The following is a 15,261-nucleotide window of genomic DNA, read 5'->3' as shown; positions in this document are numbered from 1 at the left end:
GCTAATACCAAATTGGCTGCGTAGAATACTTGTATAAAATTCAAACGCAACAAATTTTTAACATGATATATTTAGCCGGTAAATAGAAAACCATTTAACACCTTAAAAAGTAAGGTTTATTTCCTATTAATTACATTAAAATAATAACAACTCTGTATGATATTAATTAATCAGAAAAGCCTTTATCATTTATTTACAAAGCAAACCCATAAAAACTAGGGAAGAGTAATATTGATCCCAATACTAAAATTTGTAATAAAATAAAAGGAATAACGCCTTTGTAAATATCCATTGTTTTAATTCCCGGCGGTGCAACCCCCTTAAGATAAAACAGACTAAAGCCAAAGGGAGGTGTTAAGAATGAGGTTTGCAAATTCATTGCAATTAATATCGCAAACCAAGTCAAATCAATCCCAAGTAACTCGGCTATCGGATATAACAACGGCACAACTATAAAAGATATTTCGACAAAATCGATAAAGAAACCCAAGACTAAAATAACCAGCATTGAGATAATTAAAAATCCCCATTTTTCCCCCGGAAGGCTTAACATCAAGTCCTCAATAATTTCCTCACCGCCCGTGTAAGAAAAAACCATTGAAAAGGCTGTTGCCCCAACAAAAATCGCAAATACCATTGCCGTCACTTTAACCGTATCTGATGCTGCTTCCCAAATTATTTTCCAAGAAAATTGACCATACACGATAGCTAATACAATCGCTCCGACTCCACCTATTGCCGATGACTCGGTTGGCGTTGCAATACCATAAAAAATAGAACCTAACACGGCAATAATTAACGTTAAGGGCGGTGCAATGGCCTTAAATGCTCGCCAACAAGACACCAGACTGCTTTCTTTGACAGCGGATTCCGGCAAAGCAGGCGCTGCTTCAGGTTTAAAAAAAGCATAAGCCAACACATATAAAATAAACAGTCCCACTAAAATAGCGCTTGGTAACAGGGCTGACTTAAATAAATCCCCGACTGGCACACCCATAACATCTCCCAAAATAATTAAAATAATGGAAGGAGGAATAATTTGCCCTAGTGTTCCAGATGCACAAATAACACCCGTTGATAATTTTTTATCGTAATTGTACTTAAGCATAACAGGTAAAGAGATAACGCCCATTGCAACAACCGATGCCCCCACCACACCTGTCGAAGCCGCCAATAGCGAGCCGACTAGAATCGTAGAAACAGCAACACCACCTCGCACTCTTCCAAATAATTCCCCCATTGCTTCGAGTAATTGTTCTGCAAGTTTGGTTTTTTGTAAGACATTCCCCATAAAAATAAACATCGGCACGGCCATCATCACAGAGTTTTCCATAATGCTCATAATTCGGTATGGCATAAATGCAAATAAGTCTAATCCCTCGGAAAAAACACCAAAAATAAGTGCAACACCACCAAAAACAAATGCAACCGGAAAACCAGTTAGCAGCATCAGCAAGGCAACAATAAACATGATAATTCCAATCATTAGAAATTCCTTTTAATCTTTAAGTTTTCGAATGCTCATAATGTTTTTAAGTAAAAAACCCAGACCACTAATTGCCAACATCAGTGCAGAAAGAGGTATCATTGACTTAATGATCCAGCGATATTTTAATCCGCCGGGATCCCCACTCATTTCGCCTAAATCATAGGCTTCGAAGGCAAATCCATAACCAAACCACATAATCAATCCCACAAAGGGAAATAAGAAAAAAATACAGCCAAGTACATTAACCCAGGCTTGTTTTTTCTCACTGAACTTTTCATATAAGACATCGACACGAACATGCCCTTCTTCTTTTAAGGTGTAGGCAATCCCTATCAAAAACATTGAAGCAAATAAATGCCATTCCATCTCTTGCATTCCTATCGAACTCGACTTAAAAAAATACCGAGCAATCACATCGTAAAAAACATTTAATAGAAGCAAGATAAGCAGCATTATCGATATTCTTCCAAATATATCGGAAAAACGATCAAGAACTTTTTGAAGACGTTCCATAATTTTGTCCCTTTGATAAATAGCGACTGATTATTTTTTAGGAGGGAAAGGCTACTCAAAAAGTAGCCTCTAATTTACCACTCAACATGAATATTGAATGGTAATCGTTCGATTATTTGTCTTTTACACTTTCTAAATAACCGAACTCTGATATGTCAGTCCAAACACGTACTAACTTCAAGTAATCTGCTTGAGATTTAATAATTTTGGCAGCCATGGCATCACCTGATGATTTTTCAGCTAAAAGCGCATCATTTGCTTTTTTCATCGCATCGATAACTGCTGGCGGAAAAGTTTTCACTTGTATATTGGGAAATTCTGTTTTCATGATCGCCCAGTTCTTGGCGCTTTCTGCGTAGGATTGTACATACATATCATAGGACGCTTTGTGCATTGCCACTTTTAATATTGCCTGTAAATCCATTGGTAATTTTTCAAGTTTCTTTTTATTAACGATAAACATTAACTCTGTAGCAGGCTCATGCCACCCCATGTAGTAAAAAGGTGCAATCTTATGAAACCCCATACGTAAATCAAGTGAAGGACCAACCCATTCTAATGCGTCAATGGTATTTCTCTCGAGTGAAGTATAAAGCTCCCCTGGTGCAATATTAACGGGCGTCGCGCCAAGCTTCGCAAGCACTTCACCAGCAAAACCAGGAATACGCATTTTCAGATTTTTTAAATCCTCAACTGAATTAATTTCTTTACGAAACCACCCTCCCATTTGCACGCCTGTATTTCCGCCAGGAAAGGCCACTAAATTATGGGCACCATAAACTTCATCCATAAGTGCTTGCCCACCACCATATTGGAACCAAGCATACTGTTCCATTGCCGTCATACCGAAGGGCATCGTCGTAAAGTAAAGTGTATTCGGCACCTTACCTTTATAATAATAACTAGCGGAATGTCCCATATCATATTGACCAGATTTAACCATATCAAAAACACCAAATGGGGCTTTATGCTTATTTGATGAATCAACACGAATTTGTAAACGCCCATTGGACATTTCTTCTGCCATTTTAACCATATTTTTTACTGAATCACCGAAAACAGGAAAGTTAGGTCCCCAGCTTTCTGCTAATTTTAATTTATAAATTTTATCAGCAGCAAATACACTTGAACTCACAGTAGCAATGGCTACGGCTAAAATAGTAGTACGACAGATGGATTTCAACATTCAACTAACTCCTTGAAACAATTGGCATTATTTTATTGATAATAGTCTATCAATAGACTCGGATGTTGAGAGGATGTTAACATAGTGTTATTTTTTAACCATTAAACTGATCAATATTGGTTATTTTTTTAGCAACGCTGATACCTTTATCACAATTCATTATTTGTCATACAAGTTTGTGAACGGCTAATTAAATAGACTAGATATATCAATAGGATAGTTAGTAAGTTTTGATTTTCACTGAATAAATACGAGGTAAAAAGTTGGAAATGTATTTTTTTAACTTAAATATAAAAACTTGAGTATATCCTTCTGCAAGTAATGTTTCTCAAATTAAATTATTCGATGAATCATAGGATTTATGATTCAAAATTAAGATCTATTTTCTCGTAGCATGGTTCTAATGCTATCTTCAACTAACTTCACATTAGGCACGGCAAATAATCCTTTTTTCCGTATTTTTTCAGTTACTCGATGCCTGTCTCGGTCTCTATTTCCAGCTCTTGTTTTGTGGTGATAAATTTCTTTAGAAAGAATTAGATCACCAGCCCCATCGGAGTACATTTTCTTTTCTAAAATACTTATTTTATCTGCTTCAATACTTTGAATATTAATTTGTCTATTAGCTTCAATCGTCATAACACGCTTATTGGTCACAACGTAAACTATTTTTCTAGCGTTAAACCACTTTCTAATCGGTGTTAACAACATCCAAACGCCAATTAAGATAAAAGGAATCAGAAAAACTTGTGGAATAAATTCACCTTCGGAAGTCTCATATACTTCTTTAAACATGAATAAAGTCAACGCAGTCCATGGAATAAAAAACAACCAAAGTTTAAAAGCCGCCATCGCGACTCTTTTAGCAACAGGTTGCCCTGCCCATAAAACACGCTCATGAGGAGCTAATTCATCGTTCACTATCTTTTGTAATTGAGTCGTTAATTTATTCATAAGATCCATTTATCCCAAGTTTACAATCTACGATTACTTACAAATCAAGATTACTGGAATACTATTTTTTATCAATCGGTAAAGCGAAGAAATAAAAAATGTTGCAGATAGAATAGAAAAAGTGGGGACCTAGCGATAAAATCCGAGACAAGAAATTAGCGCTAGAAAAAGGAATGAGATTTTACCTTTTGGCTCAATTAACATTAACAAACCGATTAAATAATAATTAACTCACCTTGCAAAGAGCCTGATTGTTTAAGTGCCTCTAAAATAGCCATTAAATCACCCGGTGCAAGACCTACCTCATTTACCGCTCGTACTAAATCATTAAGACTAACACCGGTATCAAGCTTAAACATTCGACTGTCTTCGGTAGTGATATTAATCATACTTTTATCAGCAACTTGCGTATTACCTGTCGCTAATGCATTTGGTTGCACCACCTCTTGATTTTCGCTAATCGTGACACTGATTCCGCCGTGAGTAATTGCAGTGGGTAATAATTTAACATCTTCACCAATCACTATCGTACCGGTTCGTGAATTAACAATCACTTTCGCACTACCACGTGCAGGTTCAAACTCTAAATTTTCTAGGGTAGATAAATAGGAAACACGTTGTGCAACATCACGTGGGGCTAAAACGCGTATAGAAGTGGCATCAAGTGGCGTTGCTGTGTGTGGCCCGACTAAATTGTTAATGGTATCAGCCAGTCTTTTAGCGGTAGTAAAATCCGATTGATTAAGATTGAAGGTAATACTATCCCCCTGAGAAAATGGAGAACGTACTTCCCGCTCAACAATAGCCCCATTAGATATACGGCCTACTGTCGGTGTATTAATAACAACTTTTGATCCATCTGCGCCTTCAGCGCCTAGACCACCAACAACTAAACTGCCCTGACCAACTGCATATATATTACCATCGGCCCCTTTCAAAAAAGTTTGTAATAGTTCACCGCCACGTAGACTTTTCGCTTCACCTAAAGCCGATACCGTAATGTCAATTTTCTGACCTTGTTTAGCAAATGCTTTCAATTCAGCTGTAACAGCAACAGGCGCAACATTTTTAATTTTTAAGGTTTCACCAGCTGGGACATTAATGCCAAAATTACGTAGCATCGTCGCAAAGGCTCTCTGAGTAAATTTACTGCTTTTTTCTCCGGTGCCCGGTAAACCAACAACTAACCCGTAACCGACTAATTGGTTACTACGAACGCCTTGTACACTAGCAAGATCTTTAATACGAGCCGCATGACTTGTTGTAACAAAGGTCATTAACCAAACAACCGACAATATTTTAATTATCTTTTTCATATTTAAACCTTACTTTTGTGGTACTAACAATCCGTCGCTAATTAAAAATTATAATTGCTGATTAACGTAAGAAAGCATTTCATCAACAGCAGAAACAACCTTAGAGTTCATTTCGTAAACACGTTGACTTTCAATTAAGTTAACTAACTCTTCGGTTACATTAACGTTTGATGTTTCTAACATTCCTTGACGTAGAAATCCTAAACCATCAGCTCCTGGTGCGCCCTGAATCGGACCACCACTTGCGCCGGTTTCGGTATATAAATTTTCACCCATTGGCTCTAAACCCGATGGATTAATAAAATCGTTAAGGGTTAATTGCCCGACCACTTGGTTTTCTGCCTGCCCCTTAATACGCACCGAAACTTCACCCTGTGATCCAACCGTAATCGATTGGGCATCATTTGGAATTTGAATTTGAGGCACTAATGGATACCCGGACCCAGGGGTGACAATAATACCTTCTTCATTTAACTGAAATTGGCCATTACGCGTATAACCTGAGCTACCGTCTGGCATTTCAATTTCAAAAAATCCACTACCATCAACCATAATATCTAACGAGTTATTGGTCGTTAATGCATTACCCTGAGAAAAGTTTTTCTGCACCGCCACAACTTTCGAACCAGCGCCTAACATTAAACCGGAAGGTAATTTAGAATTTTCAGTTGCATTGGCACCTGGTTGATTAATATTTTGATAAAGTAAATCTTCAAAAATTGCACGACTTTTCTTAAATCCAACGGTGCTGGCATTGGCAAGGTTATTAGAAATCGTTGCCACATTAGTTTGTTGGGAATCTAACCCTGTTTTACTTATCCATAAAGCGGGATGCATAATTTCTCTCCTAAAATATTAAATACAAATTGCTTAATCATCGATTAAACAACACGCAATAAAGAGTCAGACGCCGAGTCCATCTCTTCCGCTTTTTTCATCATTTTTATCTGCATTTCAAACTGGCGCTGTAAATTAATCATGCTAGTTAGCTCACTACTTAAATTGACGTTGGAAGCTTCCAACAATCCACTTTGTAAGGAGACTTGTTCATCTGCGGCAGGTTCTACACCATCAATACGTCTAAACAATCCGTCTGCACCACGGGTAATATCTCTGATATCCGGATTAGCCATTTTAATTTTTGCGACTTCTTCAAAACCGTCTGCAGGCGCACCTGGAGGTCTGACTTCAATAGTCCCGTCTTTACGAATACTTAATTTTTCTACGGGCAGCGGTACAAAAATAGTCGCCCCCTGTTCATCAACTAGCTCGTTACCTCGATTATCCACCAAAAAACCATCGGTATTGATGTTTAATCCTCCTGCACGGGTCATCGCTTGCCCACCTAGTTGAGAGTCAACTACTAACCATCCATCCCCTTGAATCGCAACATCTAAATCACGTCCAGTCGTCTGCATGGCTCCCCCTTCAAAGTTTTGCCCCGGTTCTTCAGCTAATGCAAACACACGTGTCGGCAAACCTTCGCCATAGGCTTGCATACTTCTCGCTTGCTCAAAACTCGCTTTAAATCCAGTTTTATTTGCATTGGCTAAGTTGTTACCGTGCACAGCTAAGGAATTCATATTCTCTTTAGCACCCGACATTGAGACATAAAGTAAGCGATCCATATATATTCCTTAGCAGATGGAAATCATGTTAGGTAACTAGACGACCATTTTACGACTAAAATACCTTCTATTATTTATATAAAGCAAAGCGTGTGCCAATAAAGAATACTAGAGAAGTTAAAAACAAAAACGCACCAATAAAGGTGCGTTTATAAAAGACTAAGAGAGAAAGTAATTATCTGATTTGCAATATAGTTTGCTGTAATTCATTGTCTATTTCTAATGCACGTGAATTCGCTTGGAAATTCCGTTGCGCTGAAATCAAATCAACTAATTCCGTCGTTAAATTGACGTTCGATTGCTCTAATGCAGCGGAATTAATACGCCCGAATGAACCCGATCCAGCTTCGCCGGCAATCGGCTCACCAGAATCTTGAGAGGCAATCCAATTAGAACCATTTTGTGACAGTCCTTGTTCATTTCTAAAACGCACCACTGATACACGAGATAATGGTTGTGAAGTTCCGTTACTGTAAGTCGCTTTAACTAAACCATCGTCACCAATTTCAACCCCAGTCAAACTACCAACGGTTAAACCATCTTGTTCTAATGCAGTAACCTCAAAGGCCGATGCATATTGTGTTGGCTCAACAAAACTAAGTTTAATAGTCTGTGATCCATCAGCACCGGGATCTAATACCCCCGCACCTGACACTCCTAACGCTTCAAAATCAAGCGTTTGAGGTTGACTTCCCGTATAGGCACCAACGGAATCAAAGGTTAATACACCACCGGTATGGACCACACCATCGGCATCGGTATATTCCGCCCTTTTATCTGCGGCAATAGCTGTCCCATCAGCACCAGGTACAGAGGAATCGGCCAGTCCATCACCATCGGTATCGACTTGGTAGGTTCCCGCCGTTTCTGCATTATTTTCATTATCCCAAGCATCAACTGGTTTACCGTCAATCGTCATAAAGGTAACCCACTGACTTGTTCCGTTAAAAGAAGCATCATTAGGTTTGATATAATAAGTACTTGCGACATGCGCTTCACCCAATGAATCATAAACGGTGACTGATGTTGCATTGTTATAAGTAGCCGGATCATTAGGGTCAAAATTTGCCGGATCCATTGTCGGGTCGCCTGCCGGTAAGTTTAACGTTACATCTACACCAGAAGTCGGCACCGGTGTCCCAGCTGTTTCTGGAATTTGAATAGGTTCGGTTGTACTTAAACTGACCGATGAAGAAGTACCATCCGTATTGACCGGAAAGGCTTGTAAATATCTGCCACTATTATCAACAATAAAATTTTCACTGTTCAATTTAAACGTACCAGAACGGGTATAGCTTAACTCATTTGCCCCTTCACTTGCCGTAGCAAAAAAACCGCTCCCAGTAATCGCAAGATCAAGCGGGTTATCGGTAAACTTCAAACTCCCTTGACTAAACTGTTGGGCCACCGTTGAAACAGATGCACCATCACCCGTTTTGGTATCGCTATTAGAGAAGAGTGAGTTTGCATAAACACTTTCAAACTCTGCTCGAGATTCTTTAAAACCAACGGTATTTACGTTAGCGATGTTATTTGACGTAGCATCCAAATCGGTTTGGGCTGCTGAGATTCCACTTAATGCAACATTAAAAGCCATAATATTTTCCTCTTATATATCTTCTGCAATTTCAATTGCATCTGAAAGTTTAATTCCACCCAAGCCTTGTAGGTTGAGACTAACACCCGTTTGTCCACCACCTAAACTTATGCTTTCTATATGAGCATATGACTCTGTTTTTAATTCTTGACCTTGACCACCAACCATACCGCTAGCTTGTATCGTATATGTGCCAGATTTAACACGCTCACCTGCTCCATTTAATCCGTCCCAGGCGACACGTTGATTACCAGGTGCAATATCACCCAAACTCATCGTCCGCACAACGCTACCGCTTTGATCTTGAATATTGATAACGACATTTGATGCGCCAGCTGGTGTATCAATCGAGGCTGATGCATTACCCGTTTCAGGTAAATAAGCTTGATTGCCCGGTGTTAATACCTTCTTACCAACCAAAGAAGAAGCTTCTAATGCTTGACTTGAGGTTAAGATATCTGACATACCGCCAAATTCTGTTCCCATTTTTGTAATCCCTTCAGCGGTTGTAAATGATGCCATTTGAGCAATCATTTCTGAATTATCAACCGGTTTAAAAGGGTCTTGATAGGCCAACTGCTGTGATAATAAAGAAAAGAAATCTTCTTGATTAAGCTGCTGATTCTTATCAATCTCTTTATTAGCAGTCACCTGCTCTTCTGTTAAGGGAACAGTTAAATTTAATGAACTGAAGTTATTATTAATAGATGTCATCACTTACCCCTTAGCTTTTGCCCATCTGCAATGTACGACTCAACATTTGCTTTGCAGCGTCAGCTATTTGCACATTTGTTTGGTACGAGCGTGATGCGCTAATCATATTTGCCATCTCTTCCATCACATTAACATTAGAATGGTAAATGAAGCCTTCACCATCTGCTTTGGGATGATTTGGCGCGAATTCTTTATTCAAAGGAGCATCACTTTCAACAATACCTTGTACTTTAACGCCAACATCACTTCTTAATCCTGATTTTGCGCTATTTAATTCCGCAGCAAAAATAGGTTGGCGAGAACGATAAGTTTCATCTGCACTACTACTAACACTATTTGCATTTGCCAAATTACTGGCGGTGGTATTTAAACGAACTGACTGGGCACTCATTCCCGTTGCCGATACATCTAATACTCTTAATAAACTCATAATAACTCCCCCAGCAACTTATTATTGGCCTTTAATGGCTTTACGTAATGATGAAATTTTACTGTTTAAGAAATCTAAACTCGCTTGATATTCCATACTGTTTTTCATAAACAAATTACGTTCAACTTCAACATCAACATTATTACCATCACCGGTATCGGGTTGATTAGCGACACGGTATGACTCACCGGCCTGCTCCATAGAATATGACTGTCCAAATTTATGGTTTTCATTGGTTCTATTAAGAGAAACACCAGCATGTGACTTAGCATTTTGTAATGCTGTTTTAAAATCAAGATCACGCGCTTTATATCCCGGTGTATCTGCGTTCGCAATATTACTTGCTAATATTTCAGTGCGACGGGATCGAACACCTAAAGTGTGCTGATGGATCCCTAATGCATTTTCAAAGTTAATCGCCATAAATTTCTCCTATGCATTAATCAATGCAAAGCTTATGCCAATAAATTTAAAAGAATAATAAAGAGAATGATGTAATTGAAGCGTATAAGTCAGCTAAAGAGCCATAAAATGCAGATAATAATTATAAAATAAAGATGGGTTGGGGAATCGATGGAGGATGTGGCAAAAATTGCCCCTTAACGAAAAGAGGCAAAATAAAATGCTAAGCTTTTAATTTATAAATAATACCTGGATTACACCTGATCATATCAAACTTATCACTTAACCCTGTAATAGATTCAGATGCACCTAAAATTAAATATCCCCCTGGGTTTAAGGCACCAGCAAATTGATTAATAATTTTAGATTTAACTTCACTAGAGAAATAAATAAGTACATTACGACAAAAAATAATATCAAACTTGCCCAACATCGCATAACTATCGAGCAGGTTATAATATTTAAAGTTAGTCATTTTTTTGACTTCCGATTTAACCTGTAATTTTCCAGAACCGTCATTAACACGTTCAAAAAAGAGTCGTTTACGCTCCTCTGATAAACCACGAGATAAGGCAAGTGTGTCATAAACACCTTTTTTACATTGTTCTAGCATCGTATTAGAAATATCTGTACCGGTTATTTGAACATTCATACCCAATACTGCTTTTCTCTTTTGATACTCACTCGCGATCATTGCAATAGAATAAGCTTCCTGCCCCGAAGAACTCGCTGCAGACCACATTTTAATATTTTTTTTCTTCTCTAAAATTTCAGGAAACAATTTGTTAGATAGTAATTCAAAGGGGTATTGATCACGGAACCACAAGGTTTCATTGGTAGTCATCGCATCAATAACAGCTGTTCTTAGTTCTCTATTTTTATAACTCATTGCCTGATGAATTAAATCAGACAGACTTAAAATTGAAAACTTAGCCATTAAAGGTATTAGTCGACTTTTGACAAGATATTGCTTATTTCCTCCAAGTACAATGCCACATTGAACTTCTAAGAAATCAGAAAATTGCTTATAAATATCGTCAGAAAGATCTCTCACAAATAGTTTCTCACTTATTTTATTATTGTAATTATTTAATCAGAATTAATTACTTTTTGTACTGCAGATGCTAATTCATCGGGATCAAACTTAGCAATAAAGTCATTCGCCCCAACCTTTTCAACCATCGCCTGATTGAAAACCCCACTCAAAGAAGTATGTAATATAATATGCAAAGCGGCTAAATCTGGATTCGCTCTAACTTCTGCAGTCAGTGTATACCCATCCATTTCAGGCATTTCCACATCGGATATCATTAATGCAAAACGCTCAATAACCGGCTGTGTTTTCGCAACTTCTTTTAGTAAATCAAGTGCTTCTCGACCATCTTTAACGAGGTCACACTCTAGTCCTAACGCATTAACCGCTCTTTGTATCTGTTTACGTGCAACAGAGGAATCATCGGCAACTAAAATACGTTTATCCGCTGCTTTTTCTTTTATATTTTCATCGATAACATCGGCAGCAACTTCTGTATTAATGGGAGATATTTCATCTAGAATTTTCTCTACATCAAGAATTTCAACCAATGAACCATCAAGTTCCGTAACTGCTGTTAAGTAGTTATAACGGCCAACGCCACTTGGTGGTGGTAAAATATTTTCCCAGTTAATATTAATAATTCGCTCAACCGACCCCACTAAAAAACCTTGAATAGAACGATTATATTCAGTAATGATAATAAATCGTTCTTCAATATTTTCAATCGCTCGACCGCCGGTTGCCAAATTCATATCAATAACAGAAATAGTCTGACCACGTACATTAGCCACACCTCTAATTGATGGGTGTAGCTTGGGCAATGCGGTTAACGGTGGACATTGCAATACTTCTTTCACTTTAAAAACATTAATACCATAGCGTTGAATACCGCCTAATTTAAAAAGCAATAATTCAAGTCTATTTTGACCAACTAATTGCGTTCTCTGATTCACCGAGTCTAACAAGTTTGCCATACTATTTTCCTTATATCATATAAGTTTTACTAACTAATCGGTCTATAATATTATCTATAAGATGAATATAGTACATCTCGTCAACAATAAAGAACCAAAGGTCGTGATTTTGATACGTTTTCTTATTATTTTTATCATTTTAGGTTGTTCACGTAGTTTTGCTGAAGAAAATTATAAAAAAGAGATAGAAAACTTTGCTAAATCTCTTATTCTTGCAAAATATGATGTACTACCAGACAAAACCCTTAATGAAAAATTAAATATAAAAATTTTTCCTTTAGATGACCGACATAATTTTAAAAAATGTCAGTCTCACCTTATTGGGGAAATTGTAGGTAACAAACTTAAAAAAAGCACATCGGTTAAAATAAGTTGCCTTGATTCAGAGAGTTGGACAACATATATTCGAACAAGAATACAAACCCTTGTGCCTAGTGTCGCAACAAATAAAGCCTTAAGTAAAGGACAAACGCTAAATAGTGATAATATAAAACTTATTTTTGCCGATAAAACCCTTACTAAAAATGGTCGATTTTCCGAGGCAAATGAACTTATTGGCACTCGCTTGAAACGAAACTTATCAATCGATAGAATCATCAAAGATCGTGACGTTTGTTTTGTATGCAAAAATGACAAGGTAAATATTAGTGCAATTAAAGACGGATTAGTAATTAAGACTTCAGGAATTGCATTAAATGATGCTAATATTGGTCGCACAGTAAAGGTTAAAAATTTACGCACACAACGAGTAATTATCGGAACCGTTACGGCTTTACAGGAAGTTCAAGTATCTTTCTAATTTTTTGTGTTTGATATTAATTATTACTAAAGAAATTATTTAATCGGCCGATACACACAATATACGGTATTAATGGAGTGTAATTATGAGCATCAATATAAATAGACAGACTACAACCAATAGTATTGCTATTGACCAAAAGAAAGCTCAAAAGCAAGACAATGTAGGCAGTCAGAAAATGGCTGAAGCAACTACTAATAGCAAGGACTCAGTAAAATTAACTGCACAGGCATTAAATTTAAATAAAATGCAAACTGAAACGAAAGAACCAAAAGTCAACGCTCAGCGTATCGAGTCACTTAAATCTGCAATCGTAAATGGTGATTATAAGATTAATACTGAACGTTTAGCTGAACGACTCAGCAAATTTGAAGGTGACTTCAGTAAAGCATTTAGTTAATAAAAAAGAGAATTGTTATTAATAAAACATTATCGGAACAACTTAGGCAACAGCAGACATATATTCTCGATCTTCAATCTGTGCTTGATGAAGAAACTGCATGCCTAAAAGAAAAAAACTTTACGCAGCTAACTGCTATTATTGCCAAAAAGCAGGAACTGCTAGTGTCTATTACTGAATTAGATAAGTCCTTAGCGGCACCAGCATCTCAACAGGTAATAAACCAAGATAACAGTTTGATAGCATTAAAAGATACGATTGAAAAAACTTTAACTGAATGTAAAAAAAGTAATTCGATCAATGGTCAAATCATTGAACTTAGCATGAAAAGTAATAAACATTTAATGCAAATAATGAAGCAAGTAACTGGCAAAAATAGCGTTACCTATGATCGTAAGGGTGGGCTTAACAGTGCTAGCTTAATGGGAAAAGATATTAAGGCTTAGCCAGGTTAGCCACTAATATCCCGTTACACTGCTAAAAAACGGCGAATTTTGAAGATCGAGCTCTAATTCCGTAATATAAACATCCCCTTCATGATAACTTCTTAATACTTTAGCTCCACGTACTAAGCCTCTTACACGACTTTTTAATGTATCATTTTGCAATTGTGCACCATCAATATTATTTTCAGCTTTAACCAATACCCCAAAAAGTTGCTCAGCCATTTCTTTATAAGCTTCTAATTTAGATACTTTAATAGCATTTAACATTTGTAAGTCAAAGGTGCTACCTCTTTGGGCACTAATTGATGCATACCCTAGCGACACTAGTTTTTCTTTTTTTTCAACAACGGGGGTAGTTTCTGACATACTAATCAACCCTTCACCATTGTTTAATTTTGTGCATGACATCAATGTTGTACTAAATGATAAAACCAAAGCTACTTTTAAATAAAAACCTAATTGCATCCTTATATCTCCTGATTCAGAATCTGTAAAACAATCTGTGTTATCGATTATCGGACTAATTGAACCTGTGATTTGCCTTGATTGCTTAACGCGCTGTCTCTCGAATAGTATTTTTTATTACGGTAATCATATTGGCCTCCCATAAATATATTATGTGGGATAAAAGCACTACTGGTCGATTCAACAATATTTGAGTTTGCATTAACAATACGCACATTAATCATAATGCCTTCTTCATTTCGAGACATCGTTCCGGTCAGGATTCGTTGAACATTGACGTTTTTATTTAACTTTTTCCAATCTCGCGTTAATGCAAATTCACCTTCATTCGTGACTTGAATATTGCCCGTTAGTTTAAAATCGATAACGGGTAACTTACGGATATGCAACTCATGAATAAACTGCTCAGAAATAGTTTGTCCTAGCCAATTTGTTTCTTTAAGGTCATTTAGATCCACCATAGAAGTTAATGCAATGGTTTCGTTATAATGTTTTCGAGGAAAGTTATATAATAATTGATCCGCCATTTTACTGACAATCTCAGTTAAAATAACAGACTTTTCACCATTATAGGTATACAAATGCCCATAGGTGCTTGATTCAGTTTGTATACCGGAGACAGCATCTTTAACAATACCTTTTTCGCCACGAACAGCACGACTATAAGAATGCGCAATATAATAATAAAGGTAGTCACTATCGGGGTCGACAACGGTTTCTTGTTTCACTTCTTTTTTAGGTAGGATAATTTTGCACCCTTGCAAAATAAATAATGCTGCCACCAATAACAGTAATTTTTTCATTTAAGACCTACCTCTGGTAATTAATCACTTAATAATAAGTATTAGTTTATAGTGAAAATAATCGAGCTAATTAAGTGTTGTTTATATGCAGTGGTGTATCTTCATCGGC

The 15,261-nt window shown here is 37.0% G+C and carries 18 protein-coding genes; 3 read left to right on the top strand and 15 right to left on the bottom strand.

Annotated features, from left to right (window positions below; genetic code table 11):
* Positions 1 to 193: 193 nt before the first annotated feature.
* From ACR30L_RS06115 to ACR30L_RS06055, 13 genes are all read right to left on the bottom strand, one after another.
* Complete coding sequence (locus ACR30L_RS06115; protein ID WP_435237148.1) at positions 194 to 1,486, bottom strand: TRAP transporter large permease; 1,293 nt, start codon at positions 1,484 to 1,486, stop codon at positions 194 to 196.
* 12 nt (positions 1,487 to 1,498) lie between these two features.
* On the bottom strand, positions 1,499 to 2,002 hold the full coding sequence (locus tag ACR30L_RS06110) for a TRAP transporter small permease subunit (RefSeq protein ID WP_435237147.1): 504 nt from the start codon (positions 2,000 to 2,002) through the stop codon (positions 1,499 to 1,501).
* A gap of 112 nt (positions 2,003 to 2,114) precedes the next feature.
* Complete coding sequence (locus ACR30L_RS06105) at positions 2,115 to 3,188, bottom strand: TRAP transporter substrate-binding protein (RefSeq protein ID WP_435237146.1); 1,074 nt, start codon at positions 3,186 to 3,188, stop codon at positions 2,115 to 2,117.
* A 372-nt stretch (positions 3,189 to 3,560) separates the two neighbouring features.
* Complete coding sequence (locus ACR30L_RS06100) at positions 3,561 to 4,142, bottom strand: hypothetical protein (RefSeq protein WP_435237145.1); 582 nt, start codon at positions 4,140 to 4,142, stop codon at positions 3,561 to 3,563.
* 215 nt (positions 4,143 to 4,357) lie between these two features.
* Positions 4,358 to 5,458, bottom strand: coding sequence for a flagellar basal body P-ring protein FlgI (locus ACR30L_RS06095; protein ID WP_435237144.1), 1,101 nt, complete (start codon positions 5,456 to 5,458; stop codon positions 4,358 to 4,360).
* Positions 5,459 to 5,506: 48 nt separating this feature from the next.
* A complete protein-coding gene (flgG, locus tag ACR30L_RS06090; protein WP_435237143.1) occupies positions 5,507 to 6,295 on the bottom strand; it encodes a flagellar basal-body rod protein FlgG in 789 nt (262 codons plus the stop codon).
* A 44-nt stretch (positions 6,296 to 6,339) separates the two neighbouring features.
* Positions 6,340 to 7,086: a flagellar basal body rod protein FlgF gene (locus ACR30L_RS06085; protein WP_435237142.1), complete on the bottom strand. Its 747-nt coding sequence runs from the start codon at positions 7,084 to 7,086 to the stop codon at positions 6,340 to 6,342.
* A 175-nt stretch (positions 7,087 to 7,261) separates the two neighbouring features.
* On the bottom strand, positions 7,262 to 8,683 hold the full coding sequence (flgE, locus tag ACR30L_RS06080) for a flagellar hook protein FlgE (protein ID WP_435237141.1): 1,422 nt from the start codon (positions 8,681 to 8,683) through the stop codon (positions 7,262 to 7,264).
* Between the two features lie 12 nt (positions 8,684 to 8,695).
* Entirely contained in the window at positions 8,696 to 9,397 is a 702-nt protein-coding gene (locus ACR30L_RS06075; protein WP_435237140.1) for a flagellar hook assembly protein FlgD, read from the bottom strand.
* 10 nt (positions 9,398 to 9,407) lie between these two features.
* Positions 9,408 to 9,827: a flagellar basal body rod protein FlgC gene (gene flgC / locus ACR30L_RS06070; protein ID WP_435237139.1), complete on the bottom strand. Its 420-nt coding sequence runs from the start codon at positions 9,825 to 9,827 to the stop codon at positions 9,408 to 9,410.
* Between the two features lie 21 nt (positions 9,828 to 9,848).
* Positions 9,849 to 10,250, bottom strand: a complete 402-nt coding sequence (gene flgB / locus ACR30L_RS06065) for a flagellar basal body rod protein FlgB (protein ID WP_435237138.1) — start codon at positions 10,248 to 10,250, stop codon at positions 9,849 to 9,851.
* Positions 10,251 to 10,452: 202 nt separating this feature from the next.
* Positions 10,453 to 11,283: a CheR family methyltransferase gene (locus ACR30L_RS06060; protein ID WP_435237137.1), complete on the bottom strand. Its 831-nt coding sequence runs from the start codon at positions 11,281 to 11,283 to the stop codon at positions 10,453 to 10,455.
* Positions 11,284 to 11,318: 35 nt separating this feature from the next.
* Complete coding sequence (locus ACR30L_RS06055) at positions 11,319 to 12,239, bottom strand: chemotaxis protein (RefSeq protein ID WP_435237136.1); 921 nt, start codon at positions 12,237 to 12,239, stop codon at positions 11,319 to 11,321.
* A gap of 103 nt (positions 12,240 to 12,342) precedes the next feature.
* Between ACR30L_RS06055 and flgA the strand changes: the two genes are divergently transcribed.
* The 3 genes from flgA (at position 12,343) to ACR30L_RS06040 (ending at position 13,884) form a co-directional block, all read left to right on the top strand.
* Complete coding sequence (gene flgA / locus ACR30L_RS06050; protein ID WP_435237135.1) at positions 12,343 to 13,038, top strand: flagellar basal body P-ring formation chaperone FlgA; 696 nt, start codon at positions 12,343 to 12,345, stop codon at positions 13,036 to 13,038.
* 85 nt (positions 13,039 to 13,123) lie between these two features.
* Positions 13,124 to 13,438 carry a flagellar biosynthesis anti-sigma factor FlgM gene (gene flgM, locus ACR30L_RS06045; RefSeq protein WP_435237134.1) on the top strand — a complete coding sequence of 105 codons (315 nt, stop codon included), beginning with the start codon at positions 13,124 to 13,126 and terminating at the stop codon, positions 13,436 to 13,438.
* A complete protein-coding gene (locus tag ACR30L_RS06040; protein WP_435237876.1) occupies positions 13,438 to 13,884 on the top strand; it encodes a flagella synthesis protein FlgN in 447 nt (148 codons plus the stop codon). The genes flgM and ACR30L_RS06040 overlap by 1 nt, the downstream gene beginning before the upstream one ends.
* 12 nt (positions 13,885 to 13,896) lie before the next feature.
* Here the strand turns inward: ACR30L_RS06040 and ACR30L_RS06035 are convergent, their stop codons facing one another.
* Entirely contained in the window at positions 13,897 to 14,349 is a 453-nt protein-coding gene (locus tag ACR30L_RS06035; RefSeq protein ID WP_435237133.1) for an LPP20 family lipoprotein, read from the bottom strand.
* 47 nt (positions 14,350 to 14,396) lie between these two features.
* Positions 14,397 to 15,152, bottom strand: a complete 756-nt coding sequence (locus ACR30L_RS06030) for a FlgO family outer membrane protein (RefSeq protein WP_435237132.1) — start codon at positions 15,150 to 15,152, stop codon at positions 14,397 to 14,399.
* Between the last annotated feature and the right edge of the window lie 109 nt (positions 15,153 to 15,261).

Origin of the sequence: Psychromonas saccharinae, assembly GCF_051201515.1 — a bacterium.
Lineage (GTDB): Bacteria > Pseudomonadota > Gammaproteobacteria > Enterobacterales > Psychromonadaceae > Psychromonas.
Note: the sequence above shows the minus strand (reverse complement) of the source record. Positions and strands in the feature narration are given on the sequence as shown.